Annotated in this window: 16 protein-coding genes, 1 pseudogene and 1 riboswitch; of the genes and pseudogenes, 9 read left to right on the forward strand and 8 right to left on the reverse strand. The window is 72.4% G+C overall.

What is annotated here, in order from left to right:
• Nucleotides 1-72: 72 nt before the first annotated feature.
• Nucleotides 73-1335, reverse strand: coding sequence for a CaiB/BaiF CoA transferase family protein (locus ACY34M_RS31405; RefSeq protein ID WP_462721755.1), 1263 nt, complete (start codon nucleotides 1333-1335; stop codon nucleotides 73-75).
• 251 nt (nucleotides 1336-1586) lie between these two features.
• Between ACY34M_RS31405 and ACY34M_RS31410 the strand changes: the two genes are divergently transcribed.
• The 4 genes from ACY34M_RS31410 (at nucleotide 1587) to ACY34M_RS31425 (ending at nucleotide 5386) form a co-directional block, all read left to right on the forward strand.
• Nucleotides 1587-2264 carry a GntR family transcriptional regulator gene (locus ACY34M_RS31410; RefSeq protein ID WP_462721754.1) on the forward strand — a complete coding sequence of 226 codons (678 nt, stop codon included), beginning with the start codon at nucleotides 1587-1589 and terminating at the stop codon, nucleotides 2262-2264.
• Nucleotides 2265-2277: 13 nt separating this feature from the next.
• A riboswitch (cobalamin riboswitch) is annotated at nucleotides 2278-2478 on the forward strand.
• A gap of 63 nt (nucleotides 2479-2541) precedes the next feature.
• Nucleotides 2542-3570, forward strand: coding sequence for an ABC transporter substrate-binding protein (locus ACY34M_RS31415; RefSeq protein ID WP_462721753.1), 1029 nt, complete (start codon nucleotides 2542-2544; stop codon nucleotides 3568-3570).
• Nucleotides 3567-4613, forward strand: a complete 1047-nt coding sequence (locus tag ACY34M_RS31420) for a FecCD family ABC transporter permease (RefSeq protein ID WP_462721752.1) — start codon at nucleotides 3567-3569, stop codon at nucleotides 4611-4613. The genes ACY34M_RS31415 and ACY34M_RS31420 overlap by 4 nt, the downstream gene beginning before the upstream one ends.
• Nucleotides 4610-5386, forward strand: a complete 777-nt coding sequence (locus ACY34M_RS31425) for an ABC transporter ATP-binding protein (RefSeq protein WP_462721751.1) — start codon at nucleotides 4610-4612, stop codon at nucleotides 5384-5386. Before ACY34M_RS31420 ends, ACY34M_RS31425 begins: the two co-directional genes overlap by 4 nt.
• Before the next feature lies 1 nt (nucleotide 5387).
• Here the strand turns inward: ACY34M_RS31425 and ACY34M_RS31430 are convergent, their stop codons facing one another.
• Entirely contained in the window at nucleotides 5388-6008 is a 621-nt protein-coding gene (locus tag ACY34M_RS31430) for an L-threonylcarbamoyladenylate synthase (protein WP_462721750.1), read from the reverse strand.
• Between the two features lie 158 nt (nucleotides 6009-6166).
• Here ACY34M_RS31430 and ACY34M_RS31435 point away from each other — a divergent pair, with 158 nt between their 5' ends.
• Nucleotides 6167-7315, forward strand: coding sequence for a hypothetical protein (locus ACY34M_RS31435; RefSeq protein WP_462721749.1), 1149 nt, complete (start codon nucleotides 6167-6169; stop codon nucleotides 7313-7315).
• Nucleotides 7316-7374: 59 nt separating this feature from the next.
• Here ACY34M_RS31435 and ACY34M_RS31440 read toward each other — a convergent pair whose 3' ends face one another.
• A complete protein-coding gene (locus ACY34M_RS31440) occupies nucleotides 7375-7737 on the reverse strand; it encodes a hypothetical protein (protein ID WP_462721748.1) in 363 nt (120 codons plus the stop codon).
• Between the two features lie 74 nt (nucleotides 7738-7811).
• Here ACY34M_RS31440 and ACY34M_RS31445 point away from each other — a divergent pair, with 74 nt between their 5' ends.
• Complete coding sequence (locus ACY34M_RS31445; protein ID WP_462721747.1) at nucleotides 7812-8168, forward strand: DUF779 domain-containing protein; 357 nt, start codon at nucleotides 7812-7814, stop codon at nucleotides 8166-8168.
• A gap of 38 nt (nucleotides 8169-8206) precedes the next feature.
• On the forward strand, nucleotides 8207-9439 hold the full coding sequence (locus ACY34M_RS31450; RefSeq protein WP_462721746.1) for a phosphodiester glycosidase family protein: 1233 nt from the start codon (nucleotides 8207-8209) through the stop codon (nucleotides 9437-9439).
• A gap of 78 nt (nucleotides 9440-9517) precedes the next feature.
• Here ACY34M_RS31450 and ACY34M_RS31455 read toward each other — a convergent pair whose 3' ends face one another.
• From ACY34M_RS31455 to ACY34M_RS31465, 3 genes are all read right to left on the reverse strand, one after another.
• Complete coding sequence (locus ACY34M_RS31455) at nucleotides 9518-9922, reverse strand: hypothetical protein (protein ID WP_462721745.1); 405 nt, start codon at nucleotides 9920-9922, stop codon at nucleotides 9518-9520.
• Nucleotides 9923-10026: 104 nt separating this feature from the next.
• Nucleotides 10027-10221 (reverse strand): hypothetical protein, encoded by a 195-nt coding sequence (locus tag ACY34M_RS31460; RefSeq protein WP_462721744.1) that lies wholly within the window; start codon nucleotides 10219-10221, stop codon nucleotides 10027-10029.
• Between the two features lie 111 nt (nucleotides 10222-10332).
• Nucleotides 10333-11214 carry a phosphatidylinositol-specific phospholipase C/glycerophosphodiester phosphodiesterase family protein gene (locus ACY34M_RS31465; protein WP_462721743.1) on the reverse strand — a complete coding sequence of 294 codons (882 nt, stop codon included), beginning with the start codon at nucleotides 11212-11214 and terminating at the stop codon, nucleotides 10333-10335.
• 194 nt (nucleotides 11215-11408) lie between these two features.
• Here ACY34M_RS31465 and ACY34M_RS31470 point away from each other — a divergent pair.
• Nucleotides 11409-12122 (forward strand): annotated as a pseudogene (locus ACY34M_RS31470) (aminoglycoside adenylyltransferase family protein); the annotation flags it as partial.
• A gap of 72 nt (nucleotides 12123-12194) precedes the next feature.
• The gene (locus tag ACY34M_RS31475; RefSeq protein WP_462721829.1) at nucleotides 12195-13088 is read left to right on the forward strand and encodes a Vgb family protein; all 894 of its coding nucleotides are present in this window, start codon (nucleotides 12195-12197) and stop codon (nucleotides 13086-13088) included.
• Here ACY34M_RS31475 and ACY34M_RS31480 read toward each other — a convergent pair.
• The gene (locus ACY34M_RS31480) at nucleotides 13076-13750 is read right to left on the reverse strand and encodes an ABC transporter ATP-binding protein (RefSeq protein ID WP_462721742.1); all 675 of its coding nucleotides are present in this window, start codon (nucleotides 13748-13750) and stop codon (nucleotides 13076-13078) included. The two genes, ACY34M_RS31475 and ACY34M_RS31480, sit on opposite strands and share 13 nt — an antisense overlap.
• Nucleotides 13743-14660 carry an ABC transporter ATP-binding protein gene (locus ACY34M_RS31485; RefSeq protein ID WP_462721828.1) on the reverse strand — a complete coding sequence of 306 codons (918 nt, stop codon included), beginning with the start codon at nucleotides 14658-14660 and terminating at the stop codon, nucleotides 13743-13745. The genes ACY34M_RS31480 and ACY34M_RS31485 overlap by 8 nt, the downstream gene beginning before the upstream one ends.
• Nucleotides 14661-14663 lie beyond the last annotated feature (3 nt).

Here is a 14663-nt window from a genome sequence, read left to right on the forward strand (position 1 = left end):
TTCGGCGGACTCTTCTCGGGTCCGACGGGTGGCTGAGGGGTGGCTGACCGGGTGACTGGCGGGTGGCTGTGCTCAGGCGGCGGTCGCGGCGCCCGGTTCGCGAGCCACACCGGTGTCGAAGAGGGCGGCGGCGTCCGTGCCGGGCAGGCCGAGCTCGGCGAGGACCTCGCGGGTGTGCTCGCCGAGGTGCGGGGCGGGGCGCAGCGGGCCGTCGTCCTCGCAGGAGAAAGCACCGGCGGCGGGCTCCGTCATGTGGACCGGCGGCCGGCCGAGCAACAGCGTGCCCTCGGTGGGGTGTTCGGTGCGCTCGAAGAAGCCGGTGGCGCTCAGGTGCGGATCGGTGAAGAGGTCGTCGAGGGTGTTGACGCGGGTCGCGGGTATGTCGCGGGCGTCGAACTCGGCCTGCCACTCGGCCGTGGTGCGCAGCAACAGCTCGGCGTTGACCATCGAGTAGAGGGTGTCGATATGCTCGGTGCGCTCCGTGATGGTGCGAAAGCGCGGGTCGTCGGCGAGCGCGGGGCGGCCGATCGCGGCGAAGAAGGACCGCCACTGGGCGTCGGTGTAGATCATGACGGCGAGGTGGCCGTCCTTGGTGCGGCACGGGCGGCGGTGCGGGGAGCGGGTACGGGCGTAGCCGGTGGGGCCCGTGGGCGGGTCGAAGACGCGGCCGCCCTGCTGTTCGAGCAGGGTGAACGAGGCCATGGTCTCCATCATCGGGACCTCGACGGCGCGGCCCCGCCCGGTGGCCTCGCGGCCGTGCAGCGCGGCGAGGACGGCCGCGGCGCCGTAGATGCCGACCGTCTTGTCGGCCGCGGCCTGCCGCACGTACTCCGCTCCGCCGTCGCCGCCCTGAAGTGCGGCGACTCCCCCGGCGGCCTGGATGACGTCGTCGTAGGCGGGCCGGTCCGAGTCGGGGCCGCCGGCGGCGAAGCCGCGGAACGCGCAGTGGACGAGGCGCGGGTTGCGCTCCAGGGCGGATGCGGCGGTGAGCCCGAGTCGGCGGGCGGCCGCGGGGCGCAGGTTGTGCACGAGGACGTCGGCCGAGTCCACGAGTGCGGCGAGGACGGGCGCGGCGCCGGGCGCCTTGAGGTCGAGGGCGACGCTGCGCTTGCCGCGGTTGGTGTTGAGGAAGGCGGGGCCCATGCCGTTGCCCCGGGTGTCGGCGATGTAGCGGACGACGTCGCCTGCGGGCGGCTCGACCTTGATGACGTCCGCGCCCCACTGGGCGAGCAGCAGGGTGCAGTACGGGCCCATCAGCGTCGAGGTGATGTCGACGACGCGGACGCCGTTGAGCGGCCAGCCCGCAGGGGGTCCGCCGCCGCTCGCCGTCTCCACTGCCGCTTCGGAATTGTCTACCGATTCTGCCGGTTCCTTCGGCGTCATCGCCGAGTCCTCCTCTGAAATCGGCCGCCGATGACGTGTATTGAAGCCATCGTCGGGTTTCATATCGGGGCGTTCACTACCGAACGGGACATCCATCCGAGCAAGATTGGATGCAATCTGACGCACAGTGCGGCACCATGTCAATGCCCCTGCGTGTTCAGGGGAGTTAGAGTCGACAACCCTCGGCGGGAAGGCAGGCAACAGTGACGGCTCAGACGGGGGCGGAGCGGCTGGACGCGGTGTCCGGCGCGGTGGCCCAGGTGGTGGAGGAGCTGCGGGCGATGCTGTTCGCGCGCGATCTGACACCGGGCAGCCCGGTGCGCCAGGAGGCGCTGGCCGCGCGTCTCGGGGTCAGCCGGGCCCCGGTCCGCGAGGCGTTGCGGGTGCTGGCCAGCGAGGGCGTCCTCGATCACGTCCGCAACGTCGGGTACCGGGTGAAGGTACTGACCGCGGCCGAGTTCGAGCAGACCTATCTGATGCGGCGGGTCCTGGAGGCGGAGGTGCTGCGCCGACTGCCGCCCTTCTCGGCCTCCGCCCTCGAAGGACTGTCCGCCGTGAACGAGCAGATCGCCGAGGCGTCGGCCCGCGCCGACCTCACCGCCATGGCCCGCCTCAACTCCGATTTCCACTTCCGCATGTTCACCGCGTCGGGCCTGGACCTCGTCGTCGCCGAACTGCGCCGCGTCTGGCAGCTGAGCGACGGCTACCGGGCCTACCTCCTGCACGACCCGCTGTCGCAGAAGCGGATCGTCGACGAGCACGCGGAGATGGTCGAGGCGCTCCGGGCCCGGGACCACGAACGCCTCGTCTCCCTCATGGACCACCACAGGGACGGGACCCGCCCCCAGCTGGAAGCGGTCTTCACGCCGCCCTCCGCGTAGCCGACGCCGGGCGTGATAGTTTCGCCGAGCCAGTCGTACCTTTGTGCGTTTTTCTACGCACACGGGTCAGGGAATCCGGTGCGAATCCGGAACTGACGCGCAGCGGTAAGGGTGACGGGCGGAGCCACTGCCACTGGGCCGGCACATCGGTCCGGGAAGGCGCTCCGCTCGGCCGACCCCGAGTCCGAAGACCTGCTGGCGGCCTCCAGAGCCGCGTGGCCCGGGGGCGGACCGTAGGCCGGCTCCGCGTATGAGCCCTGGACGCGAAGGAACCTCCGTGCTGTTCGCACGTCAGCTCCGCCGATGCACACCGCTGTTGGCGCTCGCCCTGCTGATCACCGGCTGCGGCACGCCTGCCGCGACCGAGGACGACGCCGCCGGTGGCGGCGGCGTCTCGCTCACCAATTGCGGCAGGAAGGTCCACGTCGAGCACGCCCCGAAGCGGGCCGTCGCCCTCGACCAGGGCTCCGCGGAGATCATGCTCTCGCTGGGCCTGGCGGACCGGATGGTGGGCACCGCCACCTGGACCGACCCGGTCCTCAAGAACCTGGCGAAGGACAACGCGAAGGTGCCGCGCCTCGCCGACCGCTACCCGTCGTTCGAGAAGGTCCTCGGCACCGAACCGGATTTCGCCGCGGCCTCGTTCACGTACACCCTCGGCAAGGGCGGAGTGGCGCCGCGCGCGGAGTTCGAGAAGCTCGGCGTGCCCACGTACCTCTCCCCCAGCGACTGCGCGGGCAAGGACAACGGGGGCGACGGGGACGGGGTGCGGACCAAGGCCCTGGGCCTCGACGTCGTGTACGGCGAGATCCGGGACCTGGCGCGCGTCTTCGACGTCGAGGAGCGCGGCGAGAAGCTCATCGGGACGCTCAAGTCGCGCGTGAACAAGGCCACTTCCGGTGTCGACGCGCACGGCGTCGACGTCCTGTACTGGTTCGCCAACTCCGACTCGCCCTACATGGCGGGGTGTTGCGGGGCGCCCGGCGTCGTCACCAAGGAGCTCGGGGCGCGCAATGTCTTCGACGACACGCGCGCGGAGTGGCCGCAGGTGAACTGGGAGACGGTCGCGGAGCGCGATCCGGACGTGCTGGTCATCGGCGATCTGACGCGCCGCTCGCAGTCGGCGGAGTCGGCCGCGCAGAAGATCGGGTTCCTGGAGTCGAACCCCGTCACGAAGCAGCTGACCGCAGTGAAGAAGAAGCGGTACGTGCGCCTGAGCGGGCAGGCCATGAACCCGACCATCCGGACCGTCGACGGAGTGGAGCAGGTGGCCGCGGGGCTGCGTGAGTTCGGGCTCGCGCGATGACGGCGGCGCATCCGGCGGCCTCCCCTCGCGTCTCCGTTCGGGCCGCTCTCGCCTGGGCGGCCGGCCTCGCCGCGCTCTGTGTCTCCGTGGCCTTCGCGATCACCTTCGGTCCCGCGCAGATCCGGGTCGGCGACGTGTGGACGGCCGTCGGCGACCGGATCGGCCTCGGCACCTCGGACCTCTCGCCGATCCGGGACGGCATCGTATGGAACCTGCGGCTGCCGCGGACGCTGCTCGCGGCGGTGTGCGGGGCCGGGCTCGCGGTGTGCGGCACGGTGCTCCAGGCGCTGCTGCGCAATCCGCTCGCCGATCCGTTCGTGCTCGGTGTCTCGTCGGGGGCGTCGACCGGCGCCGTGCTCGTCGTCGTGCTGGGGCTCGGCGGGGGTGCCGTGTCCGTGTCGGGCGGCGCGTTCCTGGGCGCCGTGTGTTCGTTCGCGCTGGTCCTTGTGCTCAGTCACACGCTGGGCGGGAGCACGGACCGGGTGGTGCTGTGCGGGGTCGCGGCGATGCAGCTGTTCTCGGCGCTGACCTCGTTCGTCGTCCTGACGTCTGCGGACGCGGAGACGACGCGCGGTGTGCTGTTCTGGCTGCTCGGCTCGCTCAGCGGGGTCGGCTGGACCGAGGTGTGGCTGTGCCTGGCCGTCCTCGCCGTCGCGCTCGTGGTGTGCCTGGCGTACGGGCGCGCCCTCGACGCGTTCGCCTTCGGGGCGGAGGCGGCGGCCACGCTCGGCGTCCGGGTGGCCCGCACCCGGATCGTGCTGCTGTGCGTGACGGCGCTGCTCACGGCGGCGCTGGTGAGCGCGGCGGGGGCGATCGGCTTCGTGGGCCTGGTGCTGCCGCACGCGGCGCGCGCCCTGGTGGGCCCCGGGCACGCCCGGCTGCTGCCGGTGACGGCGCTCGCGGGGGCGGTGTTCCTGGTGTGGGTGGACACGGTCGCGCGGACGGTGCTCGAACCGCAGGAGGTTCCGGTGGGTGTGGTGACATCACTGATCGGTGTGCCGGCGTTCGTGCTGGTGCTCTACCGCCGCCGGGGTGTGCGGTGACGGCGGGGCTGCGCGCGGAGCGTGTGTCGTGGTCGCCGGGCGGGGCCCTGGTGCTCGACGGGGTGAGCCTGACACCGGAGCCCGGCACGGTCACCGGGGTGCTCGGTCCCAACGGCTCCGGCAAGTCGACCCTGCTGCGGCTGCTCGCCGGGGTGCTCGCCCCGGACAGCGGCGTCGTCACCCTCGACGGGGATCCGCTCGCCTCGGTGGGCCGCAGGCAGGCCGCCCGGCGCATCGCCATGGTGCAGCAACAGTCGGACGCGCAGGTCGAGTTGACGGTCGGTGACGTGGTGCGCCTGGGCCGGGTCCCGCACCGTCGCGCCTGGCAGAGCGCGTCGGCGGCGGACGAGGCGGCGGTCCGCTCGGCCCTGGAGCGCAGCGGTCTCGCCGACCGGACGCACCGGCTGTGGCACACGCTGTCCGGCGGCGAGCGCCAGCGGGTGCAGATCGCGCGGGCCCTGGCCCAGGAGCCGCGCGAGCTGCTGCTCGACGAGCCGACGAACCACCTCGACATCCAGCACCAGCTCGAACTGCTCGACCTGATCGGCACCCTGGACATCACGTCCGTGGTCGCCCTGCACGACCTGAACCTGGCCGCCACCTACTGCGCCCAGCTCGTCGTCCTGCGCGAGGGCCGGGTGGTGGCGGCCGGGAAGCCGGGCGACGTACTGACCGAGGAGCTGATCGCGGACGTGTACGGGGTGCGCGCCGAGGTCACCCGGCCCGGCGCCCGCCCGCACATCCGCTACCTGGGGACGACGGCGTCCGCCTGAGTCACTCGAAGCGTTCGGTGTCCCCGGCGCCGCGCCGGACGATCTCGGCCTCGCCGCCGGAGAAGTCGATCACCGTGGTGGGCACGGTGCCGCAGTCGCCGGAGTCCACCACGGCGTCCACCGCGTGGTCGAGCCGCTCCTTGATCTCCCAGCCCTGGGTGAGCGGCTCCTCCTCGCCGGGCAGCAGCAGCGTGCTGGACAGCAGCGGCTCGCCGAGCTCGGTGAGCAGGGCCTGCGTGACCACGTGGTCGGGGATGCGCACTCCGACGGTCTTCTTCTTCGGGTGCTGCAACTGCCGCGGCACCTCGCGGGTGGCGGGCAGAATGAACGTATAACTGCCGGGCGTGGCCGCCTTGATGGCACGGAACACGTCGTTGTCGATCTGGACGAACTTGCCCAGCTGGGCGAAGTCCTGACACACAAGGGTGAAGTGGTGCCGGTCGTCGAGCTGCCGGATCTGCCGGATCCTGTCGACGCCCGCCCGGTTGCCGAGCCGGCAGCCGAGCGCGTAGCAGGAGTCCGTCGGGTAGGCGACGAGCGCGCTGTCGCGGATGCTGTCGGCGATCGCGGAGATGAGGCGCGCTTGCGGGTTTGCTGGGTGCACGTCGTAGTACCTGGCCATTCGGCGAGCGTACGGGATCCAACGCGCCACGCCGGGGTACACGAGGGGCGAATCGGGCACGTACGAGCGACAATCCCGACACCGGCCCACCCTGCCCTGGCCCCCGCGCCTCCACGGACCCATACTGGTCGCGCCCCGATCACTCACAGAACGACTCCATGGCGAAGAAGAACTCAACCCCGACCCCCGTCCCCGACACCGTGTGGCTCGGACGCGGACGCCACCTCGGCCCTGAACCCGAGCGCGACGTCCGACGCAACCTGATCGCCCTCAAGGCGGCGGGTGTGCTCGACGACTTCCTCGACCTCGACCCCGAGGACGCGGCGCGCTCCACGGTGCTGCACCCGCGCGAGGAGGAGGCCGGCCCGGGTCCCGGCGCCCGCCGGGTCTTCGAGGCGCGCTGGCGCGTCGCCGACAACGTGACGGTACGAGGACAGCTCACGACGTACGATCCGGACGCCCGTGCGAAGGGCCCCGAAGGGGTCACCTGGGTGCTGGCCGCGGAGGCGGAGCGGCCCTGGGAGCTGGCCTGGCCCTCCCCCGCACCGATGTTCTGGCCGGACAGCGACCGGGTGCCGTGGGACCACGACACGGTGGCGGGGCTGCGCCTGCGGAAGCCGAACCACCTTCCGAAGGACGACGAGTCGCTGCGCCGCCTGCTGAAGGACTGCTCGCGCTCCAGCTGGTACGTGCACGTCGTCATCCACGAGGCGATGACACCGGACGCGCAGGGCCAGCAGTCGGTCATGCGGTACCTGCCGCCGAGCCTGCGCCACCGGGTGATCGAGCACCGGGCGACGCCGGAGCAGGCGCAGATCATCGACTTCGGTCTGCGCAAGGACTTCAAGGCGGGGATGCCGCGCGGCGGCGGCGTCGTGCTGCCGACCACGCCGCCGCACCCGGACTACGTGGCGGACCGTTTCACCGTGCGCAGCGTGTTCCTCGACGGCAGCGAGCCGACCGAACTGATCGACCGCGTCAAGGAGTTCACCGCCTTCCCGCGTCCGCTGACCGAGGAGGCGGAGCAGGCCCTCACCCGGCTGCGCCAGGGCTGGCACCTGCTCACGCCCGACGAGGAACTGACGCACGCCCAGGACATGGTCACCAAGTACGCCGAGGCCCTCGATGCCATGACCCGGTCGCGGGACAGCTACCGCGAGGCGGCCGAAGCGGCACGGGCGGCGCTGGCCGAGGCGCCGGGCGGCGACGCGACGCCGCGCCCGGCGTCCGACCCGGATGCCAAGGACGCCTCACCGTTCGGCACGCTCGGCAAGGCGTTCGGGCGTTTCAGGGGCCCGAACAAGTAGCGTCGGGGCCCCGCGCGTGAGGCGCGGGCGCCGACGTCGCGTGGGGCGCGGGCCCGCGGTCAGTCCTCCTCCGTCTCGGCGTCCCCCGGATCGGACATCCGCAGCGCGATCTCCTGCAGCAGTTCGCTGGAGTTGACGTCCATGCGGCCCTCGTCGTGGACCTTGGCGAGCTGCGTGAAGAGAAACGCGAACGCCTCGACCAGTGACACGCTCGCCGGCATCAGCGCGGCGATGGTGAGTTCGGCCGCCTCCTCCGCGCTCGCCCCCGACGGGATCTCGATGGTCGGGAACACCTCCGACACGAGCCGTCCCAGTTGCGTCAGATCGGTGTCGAGCGCCTCGCCGTCGCTGAGCCTGCGCACCATCTCGTGCGTCTCTGTGAGCACGCCGATCGCCCGCAGAATGATCTCCCTCTGTTCCATGTGGGGAGCTTATGCCGGGTCCCCCGCCATGCGTGCAACGTGGTCGCAACGTCCTGCCCCTTTGACTGGTGGTCATGACCGACGTACCCCGCGTGGAGCTGACGTCCGCGGCCGCCGACCTGGTGCGGCGGCTGCGCGAGGCCCACGGTCCGCTGATGTTCCACCAGTCCGGCGGCTGCTGCGACGGCAGCGCGCCGATGTGCTACCCGGCGGGCGAGTTCCGCACGGGCGGCTCCGACATCCTGCTCGCCGACCTCGCGGTGGAGGGGGTGGCGGAGCCGGTGTCGTTCTGGATGTCGAAGAGCCAGTACGAGGTGTGGAGCCATACGCGGCTCATCGTCGACGTCGTCGAGGGACGCGGCAGCGGCTTCTCCCTGGAGGCGCCGGAGGGCGTACGTTTCCTGATCCGTTCCCGGCTGGTCGGCACCTAGCCATCGACGCGGCCCCACGCGTCTGCTGAACTCCCCACATGCAGACGCGAGTTGGCAAGAGAGGCAGAAGAGTCCTCGCGGCCCTCGGGGTCGCTTCGATGCTGGCCGGCGCCGCCCTGACGGGGGCGGAGCCGGCCGGCGCCGCGTCGGGCGAGCGGATCGCTCCGGGCGTCACGTACACCGAGTTCGACGTCCCCGCCGCCAAGGGCACCGCACACGCCCATGTCCTCACCGTCGATCTGACCGACCCGCGCGTACGGGTCGACCTTCTGTACCCCGGCGCGGTCGGGGCCCGCGCCACCGTCTCCGCGATGTCCGACACGGCGGGCGCCGTCGGCGGGGTCAACGGGGACTTCTTCAACATCACGGAGAGCCAGCATCCGGGCGTCGAGGTCACCGGTGCCTCCGTCGGCCCGGCGATCGCGCGCGGGCACACCCTCAAGGCGGCCGTGCCGGACGGGCAGCGCTTCGGCCCGGCCCTGCCGCCCGGCACCTCCACCCGCGACGTCCTCGGCGTCGGCGTCGACCGGCGGGCCCGCCTCGACAGCCTGCGGCTCGACGGTTCGGTCCGCACGCGGGACGACCGGATGCCGCTCGGCGGGCTCAACCAGTACGCGCTGCCGGTCGGTTCCGTGGGGGCGTTCACCGCGGACTGGGGCAGCGTGTCGCGGGTCCGCCCGACCTGCGGCACCGACACCCAGCGGGCGGCCCCGTGCAGCACGGACACGTACGAGGTCACCGTGCGGCACGGGCGGGTCGTCTCGTCGGCCGACACGCCCGGCAGCGGGCCCATAGCGCCGGACACCACGGTCCTGGTGGGCCGGGAGGCCGGGGCGCAGTGGCTGCGCAAGCTGTCGCCGGGGGATCCGGTCGCCGTCCACCACCGGCTGGTCGCCGCGCACTCGGCCGTCCCGTACCGCTTCGCGGTCGGCGGCTACCCCGTGCTGCGCGGCGGCGCACCGCTGCCGGGTCTGGACGCGACGACGTCCGCGGTGCGCACGGCGGCGGGTATCGGGCACGGCGGCCGCGAACTGATCCTGCTGGCCCTCGACGGCGCGCCCGCGTACCGCACCGGCATGTCGATCGCCGAAGTGGCCACGGCGATGCGGTCGTTGGGCTCGGACGACGCGTTCAGCCTGGACGGCGGCGGTTCGTCGACGCTCGTGGCCCGTCCACCGGGCGCGTCGTCGGTGACGGTCCGCAACCATCCGAGCGATCCGCCGGAGCGCGCGGTGGCGAACGGGATAGGGGTGTTCTCCGCGGCGAAGTGACGCTCTGAACGCCGGTCGCCCGGACGAACCGCCGGGGTTCGTCCGGGCGACCGGGTGGGACGGAGCCGCCGTTGACGGTCAGTCGTAGTAGTGGACCCGCTTCATCTCCGGGTCCTCCTCCGTGCCGATGTAGAACTCGGCGCGGTCGTTGTCTCCGTCGACGTAGTCGTCGAGGTTGTTGAAGGTCCAGCAGCCGCCGCTGTTGACCTCGGCCACCAGCTTCGCGTCGTACTTCTGTGCGTCCTGCTCGTAGAGGCGGTAGGTCGCCTTCTGGCTGCTGGAGGTGGTGATGCACGCCTTGAGCGAACCACCGCCCGAGTACACGACGTTGGTGCGGTACTCGCTCTGGTAGTAGGCGTTCTTGGTGCCCAGGTCGTTCCAGCCGCCTGCCTGTGCGGCGCCGGCGGTCTGCGCGAAGCCCATCGAGAGCGCGGCGGCGACCACCGCGGCTCCGGCTGCCCTGCGCGGTGCGAACTTGCTCATACTTCTCCCCGTGAAGCGAACACATTTACGTTCCGGAGCACCGTCTCAAACGGCCCGGGGAGGCGTCCAGGATCTTCAATTCCGTGGCGTGCCGCACGGGTTGATCATGGACCGAGGTTGCTGACCAGGGTGGCGGTGGAGTTGATGCCGTCGTGGATGGTGGGCGCGGCGTCGGTGCCCGCGAGCAGGAAGCCGAGCAGGACGCAGACGAGGGCGTGCGAGAACTTCATGGCCCCGTTGCGCAGGAAGAGCACCGCGACGATCAACAGCAACAGCACGACGGAAATGGACAGAGACAACGCCGAACCTCCTCCGCCACGTCAACACCGTGGCTATCGGCCGCAAGTGTGACGCAGCGGAGGCCGCCGACCGGGGCACGACCTGTCCCCCGAACGGGTGTTAACAGCGGGTCACCGGCCGTGGGCCTTGTCGCCGGCCCTGTCGTGGGTCTCCAGGAAGGCGCGGAGTCCCGCGAGGTCGTCGGTGTTGAGGTGGTCGACGTCCGCGGCGATCAACTCGGACCAGACCGCTTCGCGTTCGGGGCCCGCGATGTCGGGTGTCGCCCAGAAGCGGACGCGCTGACCGCGCGCGTGCGCCGCGCCGACGATGCCGCGCAGCTTCGCGCGTTCGGCGGTCGGCATGGGGCCGCTGCCCTGCCAGGTGAAGTTGTTGGCCCAGTTGTCGCTGATGAGCGGGACGAACGAGGCCGGTGCGGCGCTGCCGAGGTCGGTGAGGCGGCCGTCGTAGAAGGCGCTGCGCCTGGCCTGCGCCTCCATGGGCTCGCGCGCGGCGCGGTCGCCGGAGATGACGACGGTGACGGCGCCGTTGTGCACGCGCCCGCGCTCGTACGTGGTGAAGAGCCGTCCGTAGCGCCGCAGTTGGCGGTCGAGCTCCTGGTACGTCGCCGAGCCGTCGGTCTTGATGTCGACGAGAAGTTGCAGCGGGGTGCGCCATCCCCGGTACACCGAACCGTGGTTGGCCTTCACGCGGGCGGCGAGCGGGGCGAGGTAGAGGGAGTCGAGGGTGCGCGAGGGGTCGAGGTCGACGACGTCGTGGGCGACGAGGAGGTCGCCGTTCACGAGGTAGATGTCGGCCTCGACGCTGTTGAACCGCTGGTCCAGCGCGTCGAACAGGGGGCGCGGGTGCTCGTAGTCGTTGTGGGCGTGGGCACGCCGCAGCGGCGACGGGCCCCGCTTGGGCCCGGCGGCCTGTGCCACCTGCGGTGCGGTGACACCGGCGGCGAGCGCGGCGGCGAGTGTTCCGATGGCTCTGCGGCGAGTGGTCGGGGCCATGACGTACCTCCCGTGGTGGGCCGGTGGGACACGGTGAGTATGCGCGGAGCGGTCCATGAACGGGCACAGCCGGGACGGGAGTTGGCGCGACGGCCACCCCCGGTTCACCTCGGGTCCAGGACAACACGCCGGTCACGGGCGTGCATGATGGTGGGAGGGGCGGAAGGTCGACGAGAAGACGAAGGGGGTCGGAGGTGCGCCAGGCGGACCAGGTGGTGGAGGTGCTGCGCGAGGTGCTCGGGCCGGATCTGGTGGCCGCGTACCTCTACGGCTCGGCGGTCGACGGCGGCCTGCGTCCGCACAGCGACGTCGATGTCTTCGCCGTGACCGATACCCGCACCAGCCGTGCCCGACGCGCACGTCTCGTCACGGGCCTCATGGAACTCTCCGGCGACGGTGCGCTCCACGGCTCGGCCCGCCCCGTCGAGCTGACACTCGTCCACCTCGCCGATGTGTGCCCGTGGCGGTTCCCGCCGTCGCGCGAGTTCCAGTACGGCGAGTGGCTGCGGGACGCGTACGAGGGCGGGCTGACGCCGGAACCCGAGGTGGACGCGGACCTCGCGCTGCTGGTCACGATGGTGCGGCAGCGGGGTGTCGCCCTGTTCGGGCCGCCTGCCACCGAGCTGCTCGATCCGGTTCCCGCGGCCGATGTGCGCCGCGCGACCGTCGCCGGTGTCCCGGAGCTGCTGGCCGAGCTGGAGACGGACACCCGCAATGTGGTCCTGACCCTCGCCCGGATCCGGGCCACCCTGGAGACCGGCGAGATCCTGTCGAAGGACGCGGCGGCGGACTGGGCGCTCGCGCGGCTCCCGGCCGGGGAGCGTGCGGTGCTGGAACACGCGCGGGCGGTGTATCTGGGCGAGGCGGAGGAATCATGGGAGCAGCTGCGCCCCCGGCTGCGCCACGAGGCCGAGGCGCTGGTGGAGCCGGCCCTGAGAATTCACCATCGAACACGGTCTGGAGAAGTCCCCTTGCCTCAGGTGTCCATCGAAGAACACGCCGTGTCCGACAGCGCGTCCGGCCCCTACGCGGTCACCGCGGGCCCGGACGGCGCCCTGTGGTTCACCCTCGTCCACAGCGGCGAGATCGGCCGGCTCGTCCCGGGCATCGAGCCGACACGCCACCGACTCGCCGACCCCGCCTGCGGACCGACCGTCATCGCCCCGGGTCCCGACGGCGCCCTGTGGTTCACCGAGTACCGGGCGGACCGGATCGGGCGGATCACCACCGACGGCACCGTCGACGAGTTCGACGTGCCCACGCCCGGCTGTGGGCCGTTCGGCATCGCGGCGGGCCCCGACGGAGCGCTGTGGTTCACCGAGACGGCGGCCGACCGCATCGGCCGCATCACGGTGACCGGTGACATCACCGAGTTCCCGCTCCCGGTCACGGGCGCCTTCCCCTCGGCGATCACCGCCGGTGCGGACGACGCGATGTGGTTCACCCTCAACCAGGAGAACGCCGTCGGCCGGATCGGCATGGACGGCGCGGTCACCCTCCACCCCCTTCCCACGCAGGCAGCGGCCCCCGTCGGGATCGCCGCGGGCCGTGACGGAGCGGTGTGGTTCGTCGAGATCGCCGCCGGTCAGATCGGCCGCATCACGCCGGACGGCGACATCACCGAGTTCCCGCTGCCCGACCGCGGCGCCAAACCGCACGCCGTCACGGTCGACGCCGACGGCACGGCGTGGTTCACGGAGTGGGGCGCCAACCGCGTCGGCGCGATCACCCCCGCCGGAGACATCACCGTCCACGCCCTCCCCACCCCGGCCTGCGAACCGCACGGCATCACCGTGGGACCCGACGGCACGCTGTGGACGGCGCTGGAGATCGGCGCGCTCGCCCGCGTCGTCCCGGCAGATCACGCCGACTGAACAGTTCGGGCCGCAGCCGCCGGCTCACCCCACTCCACCGTCCGCCCGCACCAGCGCTCGAGCAGCACACGGTCGTGGCCCACGGCCAGCAGGCCCGCGCCGCTCTCCCGTCGATAGTCCTCGACCACGCCCACCAGTGCGGCCGTGGTCGAGGCGTCGAGCATGGCGGTCATCTCGTCGCAGATCAGCCAGCGGGGGCGCAGGGTCAGGGCGCGGGCGACGCAGGCGCGTTGCAGTTGGCCGTCGCTGACCTCGTGGGGGCGGCGGGTCAGGAGGTCGGTGGACAGGCCGACCGTGTCCGCCAGTTCACGGACCCGTGCCGTGTGCTCGGCGCCGTTCGCGCGCAGGGGCTCCGCGATCAGGTCGGACAGGCGCAGGCGAGGGTCGGCGGACAGGCGCGGCTGCTGGAAGACGACGCCGAACGCGGTGCGCTGGGCGCGGGGGGCGCGGTGGCGCCAGCCGCGGGCCGGCTCGCCGTCGATGACGACCCGGCCCGCGTCCGGGGTGTGCAGCAGCGCCGCGACGCGGGCGAGGGTCGACTTGCCGCAGCCGCTGGGCCCGAGGAGTCCGACGCTCTCGCCGGGGCGCAGGGTGAGCGACACGTCGCGCAGGACCGGGGCACGCCGGTCGTAGCCTGCGGTGATCGAGTGCAGTTCAAGCACGGGTGGCCTCCTGGTGGGCCGGTGCGGGGTGGTGGCAGGCCACGCCGTCCGTGAGCGTCGGCAGCGTCGCGCACCGGTCGTCGGCGCGGGTGCAGCGCGGCGCGAACGCGCAGCTCTCCCCGAGCGCGCTCAGTTCCGGCGGCATACCGGGGATCGCCGTGAACTCGCGGTCGGGCAGAGCGTCGAGGAGTCCTCTGGCGTAGGGGTGGCGGGGGCCCGGCGTCCCGAAGAAGGCGTCCGCCTCGGCCAGTTCGACGATGCGGCTCGCGTACATCACCGCCACCCGGTCCGCGATCCGTTCGGCCGCCGCCAGGTCGTGCGTGATGAGCAGCAGCGCTCGGTCGGAGCCGATGTGGCGGCGCAGTTCGTCGACGGTGCGCTCGACGAGTTCGCGGTCCAGGCCGGTGGTCGGCTCGTCGGCGAGGAGCAGCGGCGCGTCCCCGACGAGGGCGAGCGCGGTCGCGGCGCGCTGCGCGAGGCCGCCGGAGAGTTCGTGCGGGTACCGGTCGAGGTGGTCGGCCGGGAAGGCGGCCCGCTCGGCGGCCTCGCGCACGGCTTCCGCGAGCCGCGGGCCACGGCGCGGCGCGCCCGTCAGCTCCCGCAGCGTCTCGGCCAGTTGGGCACGCACCGTGCGGACGGGTGTGAGGTGCGCGGCCGGGCTCTGCGGTACGAGGCCGATCCGGCGGCCGCGCACCGTGCGCGCCAGCGTCGCCTCGTCGGCCGCCGCCAGATCCAGGTCGCCGATGCGCGCCGCGCCCGCCGTCTCCGCGTTCTGCGGCAGCAGCCCGAGCAGCGCGGAGGCCAGCACCGATTTTCCGCAGCCGCTCTCGCCGACGAGGGCCAGGCACTCGCCCGCCCGCAGTTCGAACGAGGCGTCGCTGACGGCCCGTACGTACGCGCCGTCGCGCATCCG

The organism is Streptomyces sp. EDA2-14 (assembly GCF_054963755.1).